This window comes from Streptococcus lishijunsis (assembly GCF_047290665.1).
Taxonomy (GTDB): domain Bacteria; phylum Bacillota; class Bacilli; order Lactobacillales; family Streptococcaceae; genus Streptococcus.
Map to the genome: position 1 here is coordinate 160,072 of NZ_JBLBUC010000002.1, position 15,610 is coordinate 175,681.

The window sequence follows — 15,610 nt, forward strand, 5'->3', positions numbered from 1 at the left end:
GTTGAAAACTCCTAACATCATTTTCCTTATAAGGTATAAGCATTCCCATTATATCATAAATTTAGAAAGGTTGGCATAAAATGACTGCAATTCTGGTTACAGGTTATAAAAGTTTTGAATTAGGGATCTTTAAAGACAAAGACCCCAAGGTGACAATTATCAAGAAAGCGATAAGGCGCGATATGATTCGCTTTTTAGATGACGGGGTGGATTGGTTTATTTTTATGGGCAATCTAGGTTTTGAATATTGGGCACTAGAGGTGTTAAGAGACCTTCAAAAAGAGGGGTATCTCTTTAGTATGGCAACACTTTTTCCTTTTGAGAATCATGGAAGCAACTGGAATGAGGCTAATCAAGAAAAATTGCAAGCTTTTAAGGCACTGGATTTTGTGAAATATTCTTTTCCAGCCTACACCAATCCCAGTCAATTTAGAGTGCACAACCAGTTTGTTATAGAAAATACAGACCAAGCTTATCTTTTTTATGATAGTGACAATGAGACACATCTCAAGCACCTTTTGGCTATGATGCAAGAGCAAAAAGATTATCCTATCACCTACCTTACCTTTGATACCTTAAATGAGCTAGCTATTGAAGAATAAGGTCATCACCTTGTATATCTTGAAGACTTTAACTTGATTTTTTGGCTAAATTTAGGTATGATTAAGGAACGTTAGATATAGTATGAGATAAAACGATTTGAATGTAAGGGAGTCAGTGTAGTATGAATGTGACATTTGTCCCTAAGGATATCTTTGAAAAAGATTTTAAGGTAGCCATGCGGGGTTATGATCGAAGTGAAGTGGATGAGTTTTTAGATCTTGTTATCAAAGATTATGAGGCTTTTATGGCAGAGATTGACCGCTTAACAGCGGAAAATACCTCTCTTAAAAAAGGACGAGTAGCTGAGATGAGTAGTGAGTCTGCTTATCAAAAAGCCAATGCCTTTTTTGAACAACCAGTTGTCAATAACAGAGTCTCACAAACAGCGACTAATCTTGATATTTTAAAGCGTATTAGCCGTCTTGAAAAAGAAGTCTTTGGCAAGCAAGTGAGAGAGTAGTAATATGTGCAATTTTTGGATAATCGCGTAGCACATAGAGTGTTATGAGGAAAGTCCATGCTAGCACTGACTGTGATGTCGGTAGTGTTTGTGCTAGGCGAAGCAATAAGCCTAGGGAGGTAGTTTTCTACCTTACGGCGAGCAAAAGGGCTAAGTCTTTTGATATGTCTTAGTAGCTCTGAAAGTGCCACAGTGACGAAGTTTTTAGGGAAACTTAAAAAGTGGAACGCGGTAAACCCCTCAAGCTAGCAACCCAAACTTTGGTAGGGGCATGGGATAGTTGGAAAAAAGAACAATCTATCCTGACTGCTTTTTGGCAGTAGACAGATGATTATCGAAGGTAGCAAGACCTAGTTGCTACTGGAACAAAACATGGCTTATAGAAAATTGCATTATAGGTTTTTGGCTGAGGTAGTTTATCTCAGCCCTATTTTTTGAAGATAAGGAATTGAGATGAAAGAACAGTTTAAATTGGTGGCGACAGCAGCAGCTGGGCTAGAGGCTATTGTTGGTCGGGAGATAAGAGAACTAGGCATTGAGTGTCAAGTCGATAATGGTAAGGTTTACTTTGAGGGTGATGTCAAAACGATTGTGACAACTAATCTATGGTTGCGCTCTGCAGATCGTATCAAGATTATTGTAGGGATTTTTCCTGCTAGGACCTTTGAAGAGCTTTTTCAAGGGGTCTTTAAGCTAGATTGGGGAAATTATCTGCCGTTAGGCGCTAAGTTTCCGATTGCTAAGGCGAGATGTGTCAAGTCTAAATTACACAATGAACCAAGCGTTCAAGCGATTACAAAGAAGGCAGTTGTCAAAAAGTTGCAGCAGCTTTATCATCGTCCTGAGGGTGTACCACTTCAAGAAGTCGGTGCTGAGTATAAGATAGAGGTGTCTATCTTAAAGGACAAGGCGACAGTTATGATAGATACGACAGGGCAAAGTTTGTTTAAACGTGGTTATCGTGTGGCTAAGGGTGGTGCACCGATTAAGGAAAATATGGCAGCAGCTATTTTAGAGTTATCCAATTGGTATCCTGATAAGCCTCTGATTGATCCGACCTGTGGTTCTGGGACTTTTTGTATTGAGGCGGCTATGATGGCAAAACACATAGCTCCAGGTTTAAGACGTGCATTTGCTTTTGAGGCTTGGGATTGGGTTGATGACAACCTTGTGTTAGAGATGAGGCAAAAAGCTAAGGCTCTTATCAAGGAGGATATTGAGCTTGATATTTCAGGTTTTGACATTGATGGGAGAATGATTGAGATAGCCAAGCAAAATGCCAAGGAAGCAGGCGTGGCTGAGGTTATTTGCTTTAAGCAGATGCGCCTGCAGGATTTAAAGACAGATAAGATTAACGGTGTTATTATCTCTAATCCCCCTTATGGCGAGCGCTTACTTGATGACAAAGCAGTCCATATTTTGTATAATGAAATGGGTGCAACTTTTGCGCCATTAAAGACTTGGAGCCTCTTTATTTTGACAAGTGATGAGACATTTGAGCAACAATTTGGGCGCCAGGCAGATAAAAAACGAAAATTGTATAATGGCGTTTTAAAGGTTGACTTATATCAATTTTTTGGTCAGCGTGTAAAACGTCCTAAAAAGAGCGATTAGGAGATGTTAGTGTGACAGAAGATAAAAATAAGCACTCACAAGCCAATCAACCTTCTGATGGTATTGATTTTGAAGAGGCACAAAATATGACCGTTGGCGAAGCGGTTCGAAAAGAAGCAGAAGTCAAGGCAGGGATTACAGACCAAGACGGTGTCTTAGATCGCTATATCAAGCAACATAGAGATGAAGTCAGCGCTGAGAAGTTTGAGAGTAAGGTCTCTGATTTAGAGCAGCTAGACACAAAAGCTTTGGATGATTTTATTGAGAAAAAACGTCAAGAACTCGATGAAATAGCACAGCTAGAAGCCAAGGCTGACCAAGAGCTAGATCTGGATACTGTGGATGTTACCCCAGAAAAAGAGCCAGCTCATCAAGTCGCAGATCCTGCTCCTTTGCTCTCTGAGGAGTCTGATAAGCTTGATACGGTGGAGCCTTTTGTTGAGGATGATAGCAAAGAAAGACGGACAAGACGTCTAGTCTATGGTGGTCTTATTGCCTTTGTCTTGGGCATTTTGTCCTTTGTTCTTTTGTGGTTTGGTTCTCAACAGGAGACAAAGACGACTAGTAGCGCTAGCTCAAGCTCAAAAACGACAAAAACAAGTACAAGCACAAGTACAAACGCCAAAGCTAAAGAGCTAAATGAATCCTTTAACAATCAGTATGGCGCTTTCTTTACAGATGATAAGCAGACTGATTTGAAAAATAGTGAGTTTTCAAAATTAGCAGACTTAAAAGCAACGCTTGATAAGCTAAAAGATACAGACTACTACGAAGAAGCTAAGAAAAAATACGATGCGCTTTCAGCACAGATTGAGGCGATTCAAAGTGTTAATAGTCAGTTTGAATCTGATGTGATTGTGGATGGTCAAAAAGTAGATGCGACAGTCAAGTCGGATGCGAATTTTGACAATCTAGCTAGCAAGACGCTCAATACTGGAAATGCTAGCTTGGATAAGTTGATTCAATCAGCTATCTCAGATGGACGAAATCAATTATCAGCTCAAGCTACCTCTAGCCAATCAGAAGCAAGTGCCTCTAGCAATCAAGACAACAATACAGCTCAAGCATCTACACAAAGTTCGCCTCAAGCTAGTGAGCAAGCTAATACACAGGAGGTCAATACAGCACCTGCTACTGCAGTGACAGGCTATGGTATCACAAACTACAATCCTGCTAGCCTTCAGCGTAACCTAAGTCGTGTCCCTTACAATGAGAGTGCGATTGCTGATAGCAGTAATGCCGCTTGGACTTTCAATCCTGGGGTTCTTGAGAAGATACTAGATACGTCACGTCAACGTGGTTATATCACAGGCAATGAGTTTATCTTGGAGCGTGTCAATATTATCAATGGTAATGGTTATTACAACCTCTTTAAACCAGATGGAACCTATCTCTTCTCGCTAAACGATAAGACTGGCTACTTTGTTGGAAATGCACCTGGTCACTCAGATGCGCTTGATTATTAAGCTATTAGAAAGTAAAAAACACCTAGATTATCTAGGTGTTTTTTGGTGTTAGACGATGTGACGGTGATAAGGGTCTGCTGAGATGCCCTCATCTAAAATCAGCTTAGCCCATTCTTTGGCACTAAAGAGACTATGGTCTTTGTAGTTACCACAAGACTCGATAGTAGTCCCTGGTACATCTTCCCAAGAGGTACTATTTGCGATCTCTTCAAGGCTAGACTTGATGACTTTAGCAATATCAGCGCTTGAATGACGTCCCCACATAATCATATGAAAGCCTGTACGGCATCCAAAAGGTGAGCAGTCAATCATACCATCAATGCGTGAGCGAATCAGCTTGGCAAGCAGGTGCTCAATCGTGTGAAGTCCAGCAGTTGGGATGGCATTTTCATTGGGTTGTACAAGTCGAATATCAAAGTTTGTAATCACATCCCCTAAAGGTCCAGATTCTTCTGAAATCAAGCGGACATAGGGTGCTTTTACGGCGGTGTGATCAAGCTCAAAACTTTCTACAATGACGTCTTTTGACATAATCTTCTCCTTTAATGAATCGTTTAAGTATCTTCTTTTTTATCATATCATAAAAACTTAAAAAATGCTTACCATTTTAAATTGAGAAATAGTTGTGTTTATGGTAAACTTTTAGGTGTGCTTTCTTTGTGAAAGTTAATAATATTAGATTGAGGTATCAACATGCTGAATGTTATCATTGCGGTTGTTTGTGCCCTCATTGGTTTGGTTATCGGTTATGCAGTGATTACAGCGCGCTTAAAAGCGTCAAAAGAAGCTGCAGAACAAACTCTTTTAAATGCTGAACAAGAAGCTGTCAATGTTCGTAGCAAGGCTGAAATGGAGGCGAATCAGATTCGTCAGTCAGCAGAGCGTGATGGAAAAGCTCAACGAAAAGAAATTCTCTTAGAAGCAAAAGAAGAGGCTAGGAAGTATCGTGAAGATGTTGATAGAGAGTTCAAATCAGAAAGACAAGAGTTAAAACAAATGGAGAGCCGCTTGAGTGAGCGTGCTTCAACACTTGATCGTAAAGATGAAAAATTGTCTGATAAGGAAAAACTCCTTGAGCATAAAGAGCAGGGTCTAAACGATAGAACTAGACATATTGATGAGCGCGAGCAAGCAGTCGTAGATTTGGAAGAACAAAAACATCAAGAATTGGAGCGTATTGCTCAACTAACAAAAGAAGATGCTAAGCAAGTGATTTTAGAGCAGACGGAAAAAAGTTTGTCACATGACATTGCTAGTCGTATTCGAGATAGTGAGCGAGAGATTAAGGAAAAAAGCAATAAAATTGCCAAAAATATCCTAGCTCAGTCTATGCAACGCTTGGCGGGAGACTTCGTCTCAGAGCAGACGATAACAACAGTCCATCTACCAGATGATAGTATGAAGGGGCGCATTATCGGGCGTGAAGGGCGTAATATTCGTGCGCTTGAGAGTCTGACAGGGATTGATATTATCATTGATGATACGCCAGAGGTGGTTGTTTTATCTGGTTTTGATCCTATTCGTCGTGAGATTGCAAGATTGACTTTAGAGACTCTAATCCAAGATGGTCGCATCCATCCAGCACGCATCGAAGATTTAGTTGAAAAAAATCGCTTAGAGCTAGATGATCGGATTCGTGAGTATGGAGAGGCCGCTGCTTTTGAAATTGGTGCACCTAATCTTCATCCTGACTTGATAAAAATCATGGGACGCTTGCAATTTAGGACCAGCTATGGTCAAAATGTCCTGCGTCATTCTGTTGAGGTAGCCAAATTAGCAGGTATCTTGGCAGGTGAGCTGGGTGAAAATGTTGATTTAGCACGACGCGCAGGTTTTTTACATGATATGGGTAAAGCCATTGACCGTGAGGTTGAAGGAAGTCATGTGGAAATTGGTGCCGAATTTGCTCGGAAATATAAAGAACATCCTGTCGTGGTCAATGCGATTGCTAGTCATCATGGAGATGTTGAGCCTGAGAGTGTCATTGCTGTGCTTGTCGCAGCGGCAGATGCCCTAAGTTCAGCACGACCAGGAGCTAGAAATGAATCTATTGAAAACTATATCAAGCGCTTACGTGACCTAGAAGATATCGCTAAAAGCTTTGATGGTGTGCAAAATAGCTTTGCCCTTCAAGCTGGTCGTGAAATCAGAATCATGGTACAACCAGATAAGGTCTCAGATGATGATTTGGTGATTTTATCACATAAAGTCCGTCAAAAGATCGAGAAAAATCTAGATTATCCAGGGAATATCAAAGTCACACTCATTAGAGAATTACGTGCTGTTGATTATGCTAAATAAAAACCGAAAACATTGTTTTTCGGTTTTTCGTTTAGCTTTTGAGTGACGGCTCAAAAAGAGCGCTTGAAATAACGGGTGTTTTTTGGTAAACTAAAGAGACTAAAAAGGGAGGTTTGACATGTCAGAACGTGGTTTGCTAATCGTCTTTTCTGGTCCGTCTGGGGTTGGAAAAGGAACAGTGAGGCAGGAAATTTTTTCTAACCCTAACCATCAGTTTGAGTATTCTGTTTCAATGACGACACGTCCGCAGCGTCCAGGTGAGGTGGATGGTGTTGACTATTATTTTCGTAGCCGTGAGGAATTTGAAGAACTCATCAAAAAAGGTGAGATGTTAGAATATGCTGAGTATGTCGGTAATTACTACGGCACTCCGCTGACTTATGTCAATGAAACCTTAGACAAGGGGATTGATGTTTTCCTTGAAATCGAGGTCCAAGGAGCGCTCCAAGTGAAAGCAAAAGTACCAGATGGTGTCTTTATCTTTTTAACCCCACCTGATTTAGATGAGTTGCAAGACCGCTTAGTTGGGCGTGGGACAGATAGTGAGGAAGTCATCGCACAGCGTATTGAGCGTGCTAAAGAAGAGATTGCCCTGATGAGTGAATATGATTATGCTGTGGTCAATGATGAGGTGACCCTTGCTGCAGAGCGTGTTAAGCATATCATTGAGACAGAGCATTATCGCGTAGAGCGTGTTATAGGGCATTATCGTGATATGGTCAAGACCACACAAGGTCGTTAATTCAATCTAGAAAAGAGAAAAAAGCTTATGATGTTAAAACCGTCTATTGATACCTTATTAGATAAGGTTCCGTCTAAGTACTCATTGGTTATTTTACAAGCAAAGCGTGCCCATGAGTTAGAAGCAGGTGCGACACCGACCCAAGACTTTAAATCAGTCAAGTCCACTTTGCGTGCCCTTGAAGAAATCGAGTCTGGTAATGTCACTGTACATCCAGACCCTGAGGCAAAGCGTAGAGCAGTGCGTGCTCGTATTGAAGCAGAGCGTCTTCGTAAAGAAGAAGAAGAGCGTCAAATCAAAGAGCGTATTGCTAAAGAAAAAGAAGAAGGTGAAAAAATCTAAGGTTGTCTAATCTTAGATTTTTCCTATTGTTTGCTATAATAAAAGATAGCCTATCAAAATAAGGAGGTCGTTATGGCAATTGCTCAGGTTATTGTGGATGTGGCGCTGATGCAGACAGATAAGCCCTTTTCTTACCAGATTCCAGAAGAGTTGATGGCATTTGTTGATGTAGGCAGTCGTGTCCATGTACCTTTTGGACGTGGTAATCGCTTGGTACAAGGCTTTGTGCTAGCTATTTGTGATGGGGATGAGACAGGCCTCAAAAGTATCGCTGAGCTGTTGGATGTTGAACCTGTGTTAAGTAAGGAGCAGTTGTGGCTAGCTGATAAGATGAGACATCAGGTTTTTTCTTACAAAGTCTCTATCTTAAAAGCTATGCTACCTAGTCTTCTCAACTCAACTTATGACAAAGAGTTACGTCCGACAGCTAAGACCTCCAAGGATGTGCTAATGACATGGTTTTCAAAAAAAGATAACCTGTTGTATTCTGAGATAGATAAGGATCAAAAAAATCTCGTTAATCGTCTTGTGGCAAAAGGTGAGCTATCTGTACGCTATCTGGCTAAAGATAAGAAAACGCTTAAAAAGCGACGTTATTATCGGGTAGATAAAGAGCGTTTAGAGCACTTAGAGATAAGCCCGCGTGCTAAGAAGCGCCTTGAGTTAAGAGAGTTTTTAGGCCATCATCAAGAAGAAGCTCCCTTGAGTGACTTGTTAGCCAGCTTTTCTCGTGATGTGGTTTCTTTTTTCAAGGAGCAAGGGGCTATTATTATTGATGAGCGTGTGGAGAGCCGCTCCAGCGATTATTTTACAGATATTGAGACGACGCCTTTTTTGGAGCTTAATGAGGAGCAATCTGAGATAGTCACAACGATTAGCCAGCAGGTCGGCAAGACCAGTAAGCCTTTTTTATTAGAGGGGATTACAGGCTCAGGAAAGACAGAAGTGTATCTTCATGTGATTGACAAGGTGCTAAAGCAAGGAAAGACAGCTATTGTCTTGGTACCAGAGATTGCACTTACGCCTCAGATGACAGAGCGTTTTATCTCACGCTTTGGCGAGCAAGTGGCGATTATGCACTCTGGTTTGTCTGATGGCGAAAAATATGATGAATGGTGTAAGATTAAGGCGGGTAAGGCAAAAGTTGTTGTTGGTGCTAGGTCAGCTATTTTTGCACCTTTAGACAATATAGGTGCTATTATTATTGATGAGGAGCATGAGGCAAGCTATAAGCAAGAATCTAACCCACGCTATCATGCCAGAGATGTCGCTCTGCTTCGTGCGACTTATCATAAGGCAGTTCTACTCTTAGGATCAGCTACACCAAGTATAGAAAGTAGAGCAAGAGCTAGTCGCCATGTTTATCAACTGCTACGTCTCACTAAGCGTGCGAATCCTAAGGCTATTTTGCCCAAGGTTTCGGTTGTGGACTTTAGAGATTACATCGGTGAGAAAATCCCTAGCAACTACACGCCAGTCTTACTGGATAAAATGGCTGAGCGCTTAGAGCGTAGGGAGCAAGTCGTCCTTATGCTCAATCGAAGAGGCTATTCAAGTTTTATCATGTGCCGTGAGTGTGCTTATGTGGATAACTGCCCTAACTGTGATATCTCTTTGACCTTGCATATGGATACTAAGAGTATGAATTGCCATTATTGTGGCTTTTCAAAGGCGATTCCTAGACACTGTCCTAGCTGTCATAGCGCCAGTATCCGCTATTATGGTACAGGGACGCAAAAAGCTTACGATGAACTACAAGAGCTTTTCCCTAAAGCACGTATCTTGAGGATGGATGTGGATACCACACGAAAAAAAGGTGCTCACGAGAAGATACTGAGGCAGTTTGGTGCTGGTGAGGCTGATATTTTACTAGGGACGCAAATGATAGCTAAGGGTTTAGATTTTCCTAATGTGACCTTGGTGGGTGTCTTAAATGCTGATACAGCTTTAAATCTGCCAGATTTTAGAAGTTCGGAGCGTACATTTCAGCTTTTGACTCAGGTGGCAGGTCGAGCTGGGCGTGGACATAAGTTGGGTGAGGTGATTATTCAGACCTACAATCCTAAGCACTATGCTATTGAGCTAGCTAAAGAACAAGACTATGAGCGTTTTTATCAGTACGAGATGAGCATACGTCATAAGATGGGCTATCCACCTTATTATTATACAGTTGGCTTGACCTTGTCGCATAAGGATGAGGCAGTGGTAGAAAAAAAGGCTTATGAGGTCTTTGGCATGCTAAAGCAAAGTGTCAGCCAGCAAGCGCTTATCCTTGGTCCGACCCCAAAACCTATCGCAAGGACGCATAATTTATATCATTATCAGATCATTGTCAAATACCGCTTTGAGGATTATCTAGAGGCTTGTCTCAATAGGCTTTTAGATTGGACACAAGAAAAGGACAATAAAGACTTACGTTTGTTGATTGACTCTGAGCCTCAGCAAATGTGATTAGAAGGGATATGATAGAGATGGTGAGTGTTATATTGTTGCTATTAGGGATTGGCTATATCAGCTATAAAGCCCTTGTTTTTGAAGAGATAGGACGCTTTGAGCAGGTCATTTTGCCTGCTTATGCGTTGATCTTATTGACTGTTCACTTTGAGATAGGTCTTTGGCATTTGGCTATATTAGCTGTGATTGTCTTAGTGTCATTTGCAATTGCAAGCTATCAGCTAAGGGATGTGGTTATCAAGGACAATGGGACGTTTGATAAATACCAGCGTCCGATTATTGAAATAAAAAAAGGCCCTTCCTTTTTGATAGGTTGGGGAGTGACTCTTGTGCTTAGTATCGTCTTACAGGTCTTTTTGACAGGTGAGGAGATGACTTCTGCATCAATTGTTGAGGATATCTTAGGTGACTTGAGGCGTGAAATTTTTTCATTTACGACCTTTAGCACGACTAAGAGTTGGTATATCTGGGCTTTGACAGGTTTTGTCAGCGCATTTTATGCTTATCTATTGACGAAAAAATACCCCAAAGTAAAGGAAAGTCTTAGACGGCGCCATGCTTAATCAAGGCGCTTTGGAAGGAGAAATACATGACAAAATTACTATTTATGGGAACACCTGCATTTTCAGCGACAGTTCTAAAAGGTCTCTTAGAAGATGACCGTTATGATATTTTAGCTGTTGTGACACAGCCTGATAGGCTTGTCGGACGTAAAAAAGAATTGACCATGACGCCTGTCAAAGAAGTAGCACTAGCTCATGCAATTCCAGTTTATCAGCCTGAAAAATTATCTGGTAGCCAGGAGTTGAAAGACTTGATGGCTTTAGGAGCAGATGGGATTGTCACAGCCGCTTTCGGTCAATTTTTACCAAGTCAACTTCTAGACAGTCTTGATTTTGCAGTTAATGTACATGCCTCTCTTCTTCCCAAATACCGTGGTGGTGCACCTATTCATTATGCCCTTATCAATGGTGATGATGAGGCAGGTGTGACCTTGATGGAGATGGTCAAGGAGATGGATGCTGGTGATATGATTGCAAAAGCCAGTATTGCCATTAGCGATGAGGACAATGTTGGGACTTTATTTGATAAATTAGCAGTGCTTGGTCGTGATTTACTACTTGATAAGTTGCCGGCTTATATCAATAAAGACTTGATACCTGAGCCACAAGATGCTAGCCAAGTAAGCTTTTCACCTAATATCCAACCTGAAGAAGAGCGTATTGACTGGAGTAAGTCAGCGCGTGCTATTTTTAATCATGTTCGTGGGATGAATCCTTGGCCTGTGGCACATACCTTGTGGAATGGCAAGCGTTTGAAGCTCTACGAAGTGACAGAAGTAGAAGGAAGTGGCAATGCAGGAGAAGTCATTCAAAAAACCAAATCTTCCTTGGTTGTAGCAGCTGGTCAGGGAGCTGTTGCTCTTAAGCTTGTTCAACCAGCAGGTAAGCCAAAGATGGCCATTAAAGACTTCTTAAATGGGCTTGGACGTGAGATTCAGGTGGGTGATTATTTTGGTGAGTAAAGGACAAGAAGCAAGGCGTCTAGCACTTGAGATTTTAGAAGAGGTATTTGTAGGAGGCGCTTATTCCAATATTGCCTTAGATAAGGCGTTGAAACACTCACCACTAAGCGCTAAGGATAAGGCTTTAGTGACAGAGATCGTCTATGGTAGTGTGAGTAGGAAGTTGACCTTGGAGTGGTACTTAGCTCACTATATTAAAGACCGCAACAACATTGAGACTTGGGTGTATTATTTGTTGATGATGAGCTTATATCAAATGCTCTATCTGGACAAAATTCCCAATCATGCCATTGTCTATGAGGCTGTGGCTATTGCTAAGGAACGCTCTTTACAAACAGGGGCATATCGCTATGTCAATGCACTTTTACGCCGTTTGACAAGTGAGGAGCTACCTGACATTGATAGTATCAAGCGTCATAATAAACGACTGTCTATTCGTTATTCAACACCTGTATGGCTAGTCAAAGAACTGATAGACACCTACGGTGAAAAAAGAGCAGTAGCTATTCTTGAGAGCCTTTTTGTGCGTAATAAAGCTAGCCTAAGAGTCAGTCCAGACTCAGATAAAGAGCAGCTCAAACAAGACTTGAGGCTATCAGACTCACTGTTAGCAAAAAGTGCTTTAGTCTCTTCTAGCGGTCATTTTTCAGATACTAGATACTTTAGAGAAGGACAAATCACCATACAGGATGAGTCCAGTCAGCTAGTAGCGCCGACTTTGGCTCTCAAAGGGGATGAGATAGTGTTAGATGCTTGTAGTGCTCCTGGCGGTAAGACGACCCATATCGCTTCTTACTTGAGCAGTGGGCATGTGGTTGCTCTGGATCTTTATGACCATAAGCTTCAGCTAATCAAAGATAATGCCAAGCGTCTTCATCTTGAGGATAAGATTCAAACTAAAAAGTTAGATGCGACAAAGGTAGTTGAGGTTTTTGGTAAAGATGCTTTTGATAAAGCCTTGGTAGATGCGCCTTGTTCAGGTTTTGGGCTTATACGTCGTAAACCAGACATCAAATACAACAAAGCCAATCAAGATATGGCAAGTCTAGCTGCCATTCAGCTACAAATCCTAGATAATGTTTGTCAAACTATACGTAAAGGTGGTATAATAACATATAGTACTTGCACGATTTTTGAGAGAGAGAACCGTCAAGTCATCGAACAATTCTTGAAGGAACATCCTAATTTCACACAAGTAAAACTGACACACGACTGCCCAGATATAGTCACAGATGGCTATATCACCATTACTCCTGAACAATATGGAACAGACGGTTTCTTTATTGCTCAAGTAAGACGAGAGGCATAAGTGTTTAGAAGGAAGACCGATAACAGTCGGAAGTAAACGATTATGAAATTATCACTGTTAACAGACGTAGGACAGCGTCGTTCTAGCAACCAAGATTATGTCAGCCATTTTGAAAATCAAAGTGGTGTGACTTTGGTTGTTCTAGCAGACGGCATGGGAGGTCACCGTGCGGGCAATGTTGCTAGTGAGATGACAGTCCTAGATCTTGGCAACCAATGGGTTGAGACAGACTTTACAGATTTGATTGCTATTCGTGACTGGTTATTAAGAGTCATTGAAGAGGAAAATCAAAAGATTCATAATATGGGTCAAACAGAAGAATATCAAGGCATGGGAACAACTGTTGAGGCTGTTGCTGTTGTTGGTAATCATATCATCTTTGCCCATGTTGGAGACTCTAGGATTGGTTTGGTTCGTGGCGATCAATACCAACTTTTAACAAGCGATCACTCTTTAGTAAATGCACTTGTTAAAGCAGGAGAAATCACAGAAGAAGAAGCTGCAACGCATCCTAAAAAAAATATCATTACTCAGTCTATTGGGCAAGCTAATCCTGTTGAGGTAGATTTGGCAGCGCATATCTTAGAAGATGGCGATTATTTGATTATCAATAGTGATGGTTTGACCAATATGGTATCACAGGACGATATCATCTCTATTTTAAATCAAGACATGACTCTTGATGAAAAGAGTGAGGCTTTGATTGCTCTGGCTAATGAGCGTGGTGGGTTGGATAATATCTCAGTAGCGTTGGTTCATTTTGAAAGCGAGGGCGAGACATGATACAAATTGGAAAATTGTTTGCGGGTCGCTATCGCATTTTAAAATCCATTGGTCGAGGCGGCATGGCAGATGTGTATCTGGCGCGTGACTTGATTTTAGACAATGAAGAAGTGGCTATTAAGGTACTGCGTACCAATTACCAGACCGATCAGATAGCTGTTGCTCGCTTTCAGCGTGAAGCAAGAGCTATGTCAGAGCTTAATCACCCCAATATCGTGGGCATTCGTGATATTGGTGAGGAAGATGGTCAGCAATTCTTGGTCATGGAGTATATCGATGGTCCAGACTTAAAGCGCTATATTCAAGCGCATGGGCCTCTTCCAAATGCTCTAGTGGTGCGTATCATGGAAGAAGTCTTGTCAGCTATGACTATGGCCCATCAGCAAGGTATTATTCACCGTGATTTAAAACCACAAAACATTCTATTGACAAGAGATGGGACTGTTAAGGTTACCGACTTTGGGATTGCTGTGGCTTTTGCAGAGACGAGTCTTACTCAGACCAATTCCATGTTAGGAAGTGTTCACTACTTGTCTCCTGAGCAGGCAAGAGGTTCTAAAGCAACGGTGCAAAGTGATATCTACGCTATGGGGATTATGTTGTTTGAGATGTTGACAGGGCATATCCCTTATGATGGTGATAGCGCTGTCACTATTGCCTTGCAGCATTTTCAACAACCTCTGCCATCTATCATTGATGAAAATAAGGCAGTGCCACAAGCACTTGAAAATGTGGTTATTAAAGCAACCGCTAAAAAGCTGACTGATCGTTATGCCTCAACGATTGAGATGAGTCGGGATCTAGCCACTGCTCTTAGCCCAAGTCGTAGCCAAGAGCCTAAGGTGATCTTTGGTGATGCTGAGACTACTAAGACGCTACCTAAAGTCTCTCAAACACAGACCAGTTTATCGACTGATCAGCTGCTTAAAAAGCAAAAAGAGGTTAAAGAGCGACAAGAAGAGAAGGATAAACAAGAATCAGCTAGTCATAAGCCTAAGGCGTCTAAAGCTAGAAAGCGTACCTTAAAGCGTCGCTGGTTTGGCGTTGCTATCAAGAGTTTTGTAGCCTTGGTGGTGGTTATTGTCGCAGCGATTGCTGTCTTGATTTTTACCTCTCCAACAAGTGTCCAGGTGCCAAATGTTGTAGGTTCTAGTCTAGCAGAAGCTCAGACACAGATTAGGCAGTCAGGGCTAAAGGTTGGTGAGGTCAAGGAAATAGATAGTAATGATGTCTCAAGTGGGCAAGTGGTTCGGACAGACCCTAGCGCTGGCAGTACTAAAAAAGAAGGCTCCACAGTTAATATCTTTGTCGCTAGTACAGCTAGGACGTTTACGATGGAGGATTATGTCGGCCAATCTTATGATGAGGTTGTCGCGAAGCTGACGAGCCAATATGGGCTATCTAAATCACAAATCACGAAAAAAACGGTCTCATCTCGTCTGTATGACAATGGGGTGATTATCAGTCAAACCCCAGACTCAGATACTGAGGTCAATACTGCTGATACCAAAATCACCTTTACAGTTGCTAAAAATGATACGGCGACGATGCCAAATCTCTATCAAGTGACTTATGCGGATGCGGTATCAGAGTTGAGAGCTTTGGGTGTCAAGACTAGCCATATTAAGACCTATGTTTATAGTGCTAGTCAAGGAGGCTATGTCGAAGGTAGTGTCAATGATGCTGATATTGTGACAGCACAAACGCCTTATGCTGGAGATAGTATCTTGGTTGAGTCAGATGAGATTGGCTTGTATTTTTATAGCAATGACAGCCATAGCGAGCCTGCGGTTTCTACGCAGACGCAGCCAGAAAGTCAACAATCAAGTACGAGTGAGAGCGTCGCCTCAAGCTCTATCTCTAGTAGTGAGGAGAGCCAGTCGTCATCAACATCGACAGAAGATAGCTCTCAAAGCTCTAGTACAGAGATGAGTAGCTCAAATGGCTGAGATGAGCGCTATAACTAATAGATAGTGAGGCTGAGACACATGTCTCAACCTCCTTTTTATAT

The 15,610-nt window shown here is 41.6% G+C and carries 14 protein-coding genes and 1 other RNA gene; 14 read left to right on the forward strand and 1 reads right to left on the reverse strand.

The features are described 5' to 3' along the window. Positions 1-80 precede the first annotated feature (80 nt). From ACLN19_RS02100 to ACLN19_RS02120, 5 genes are all read left to right on the forward strand, one after another. The gene (locus tag ACLN19_RS02100; protein ID WP_413382761.1) at positions 81-602 is read left to right on the forward strand and encodes an SLOG family protein; all 522 of its coding nucleotides are present in this window, start codon (positions 81-83) and stop codon (positions 600-602) included. 122 nt (positions 603-724) lie between these two features. Continuing rightward, entirely contained in the window at positions 725-1,063 is a 339-nt protein-coding gene (gpsB, locus tag ACLN19_RS02105) for a cell division regulator GpsB (RefSeq protein WP_413382764.1), read from the forward strand. An 11-nt stretch (positions 1,064-1,074) separates the two neighbouring features. After that, positions 1,075-1,448, forward strand: an RNA gene (gene rnpB / locus ACLN19_RS02110) — RNase P RNA component class B. Positions 1,449-1,516: 68 nt separating this feature from the next. Then, positions 1,517-2,677, forward strand: coding sequence for a THUMP domain-containing class I SAM-dependent RNA methyltransferase (locus ACLN19_RS02115; RefSeq protein WP_413382767.1), 1,161 nt, complete (start codon positions 1,517-1,519; stop codon positions 2,675-2,677). An 11-nt stretch (positions 2,678-2,688) separates the two neighbouring features. Then, complete coding sequence (locus ACLN19_RS02120; RefSeq protein WP_413382770.1) at positions 2,689-4,143, forward strand: cell division site-positioning protein MapZ family protein; 1,455 nt, start codon at positions 2,689-2,691, stop codon at positions 4,141-4,143. A gap of 48 nt (positions 4,144-4,191) precedes the next feature. Here ACLN19_RS02120 and ACLN19_RS02125 read toward each other — a convergent pair whose 3' ends face one another. Then, positions 4,192-4,674 (reverse strand): S-ribosylhomocysteine lyase, encoded by a 483-nt coding sequence (locus tag ACLN19_RS02125; protein WP_413382773.1) that lies wholly within the window; start codon positions 4,672-4,674, stop codon positions 4,192-4,194. A gap of 162 nt (positions 4,675-4,836) precedes the next feature. Here ACLN19_RS02125 and ACLN19_RS02130 point away from each other — a divergent pair, with 162 nt between their 5' ends. From ACLN19_RS02130 to pknB, 9 genes are all read left to right on the forward strand, one after another. Continuing rightward, entirely contained in the window at positions 4,837-6,444 is a 1,608-nt protein-coding gene (locus ACLN19_RS02130) for a ribonuclease Y (protein WP_413382776.1), read from the forward strand. 118 nt (positions 6,445-6,562) lie between these two features. Next, positions 6,563-7,186 carry a guanylate kinase gene (gene gmk, locus ACLN19_RS02135; RefSeq protein WP_413382779.1) on the forward strand — a complete coding sequence of 208 codons (624 nt, stop codon included), beginning with the start codon at positions 6,563-6,565 and terminating at the stop codon, positions 7,184-7,186. Between the two features lie 27 nt (positions 7,187-7,213). Beyond that, positions 7,214-7,528 carry a DNA-directed RNA polymerase subunit omega gene (gene rpoZ, locus ACLN19_RS02140; RefSeq protein WP_413382782.1) on the forward strand — a complete coding sequence of 105 codons (315 nt, stop codon included), beginning with the start codon at positions 7,214-7,216 and terminating at the stop codon, positions 7,526-7,528. A 72-nt stretch (positions 7,529-7,600) separates the two neighbouring features. Then, a complete protein-coding gene (locus ACLN19_RS02145) occupies positions 7,601-9,979 on the forward strand; it encodes a primosomal protein N' (RefSeq protein ID WP_413382785.1) in 2,379 nt (792 codons plus the stop codon). An 11-nt stretch (positions 9,980-9,990) separates the two neighbouring features. Continuing rightward, positions 9,991-10,545 (forward strand): hypothetical protein, encoded by a 555-nt coding sequence (locus ACLN19_RS02150; RefSeq protein WP_413382788.1) that lies wholly within the window; start codon positions 9,991-9,993, stop codon positions 10,543-10,545. 26 nt (positions 10,546-10,571) lie between these two features. Next, a complete protein-coding gene (gene fmt / locus ACLN19_RS02155; RefSeq protein ID WP_413382791.1) occupies positions 10,572-11,507 on the forward strand; it encodes a methionyl-tRNA formyltransferase in 936 nt (311 codons plus the stop codon). Continuing rightward, the gene (gene rsmB / locus ACLN19_RS02160) at positions 11,461-12,816 is read left to right on the forward strand and encodes a 16S rRNA (cytosine(967)-C(5))-methyltransferase RsmB (protein ID WP_413382794.1); all 1,356 of its coding nucleotides are present in this window, start codon (positions 11,461-11,463) and stop codon (positions 12,814-12,816) included. Before fmt ends, rsmB begins: the two co-directional genes overlap by 47 nt. Before the next feature lie 42 nt (positions 12,817-12,858). Beyond that, complete coding sequence (locus tag ACLN19_RS02165; RefSeq protein WP_413382797.1) at positions 12,859-13,599, forward strand: Stp1/IreP family PP2C-type Ser/Thr phosphatase; 741 nt, start codon at positions 12,859-12,861, stop codon at positions 13,597-13,599. Next, positions 13,596-15,548: a Stk1 family PASTA domain-containing Ser/Thr kinase gene (pknB, locus tag ACLN19_RS02170; RefSeq protein WP_413382800.1), complete on the forward strand. Its 1,953-nt coding sequence runs from the start codon at positions 13,596-13,598 to the stop codon at positions 15,546-15,548. Before ACLN19_RS02165 ends, pknB begins: the two co-directional genes overlap by 4 nt. Positions 15,549-15,610: the final 62 nt, after the last annotated feature.

Bases quoted from the DNA above. Each gene is read 5' to 3' on its own strand.
- ACLN19_RS02130 (WP_413382776.1), top strand. From the start codon at position 4,837: ATGCTGAATGTTATCATTGCGGTTGTTTGTGCCCTCATTGGTTTGGTT.
- ACLN19_RS02100 (WP_413382761.1), top strand. From the start codon at position 81: ATGACTGCAATTCTGGTTACAGGTTATAAAAGTTTTGAATTAGGGATC.
- fmt (WP_413382791.1), top strand. From the start codon at position 10,572: ATGACAAAATTACTATTTATGGGAACACCTGCATTTTCAGCGACAGTT.
- rpoZ (WP_413382782.1), top strand. From the start codon at position 7,214: ATGATGTTAAAACCGTCTATTGATACCTTATTAGATAAGGTTCCGTCT.
- gpsB (WP_413382764.1), top strand. From the start codon at position 725: ATGAATGTGACATTTGTCCCTAAGGATATCTTTGAAAAAGATTTTAAG.
- ACLN19_RS02145 (WP_413382785.1), top strand. From the start codon at position 7,601: ATGGCAATTGCTCAGGTTATTGTGGATGTGGCGCTGATGCAGACAGAT.
- ACLN19_RS02115 (WP_413382767.1), top strand. From the start codon at position 1,517: ATGAAAGAACAGTTTAAATTGGTGGCGACAGCAGCAGCTGGGCTAGAG.
- gmk (WP_413382779.1), top strand. From the start codon at position 6,563: ATGTCAGAACGTGGTTTGCTAATCGTCTTTTCTGGTCCGTCTGGGGTT.
- ACLN19_RS02165 (WP_413382797.1), top strand. From the start codon at position 12,859: ATGAAATTATCACTGTTAACAGACGTAGGACAGCGTCGTTCTAGCAAC.
- pknB (WP_413382800.1), top strand. From the start codon at position 13,596: ATGATACAAATTGGAAAATTGTTTGCGGGTCGCTATCGCATTTTAAAA.
- ACLN19_RS02125 (WP_413382773.1), bottom strand. From the start codon at position 4,674: ATGTCAAAAGACGTCATTGTAGAAAGTTTTGAGCTTGATCACACCGCC.
- rsmB (WP_413382794.1), top strand. From the start codon at position 11,461: ATGGGCTTGGACGTGAGATTCAGGTGGGTGATTATTTTGGTGAGTAAA.
- ACLN19_RS02150 (WP_413382788.1), top strand. From the start codon at position 9,991: ATGATAGAGATGGTGAGTGTTATATTGTTGCTATTAGGGATTGGCTAT.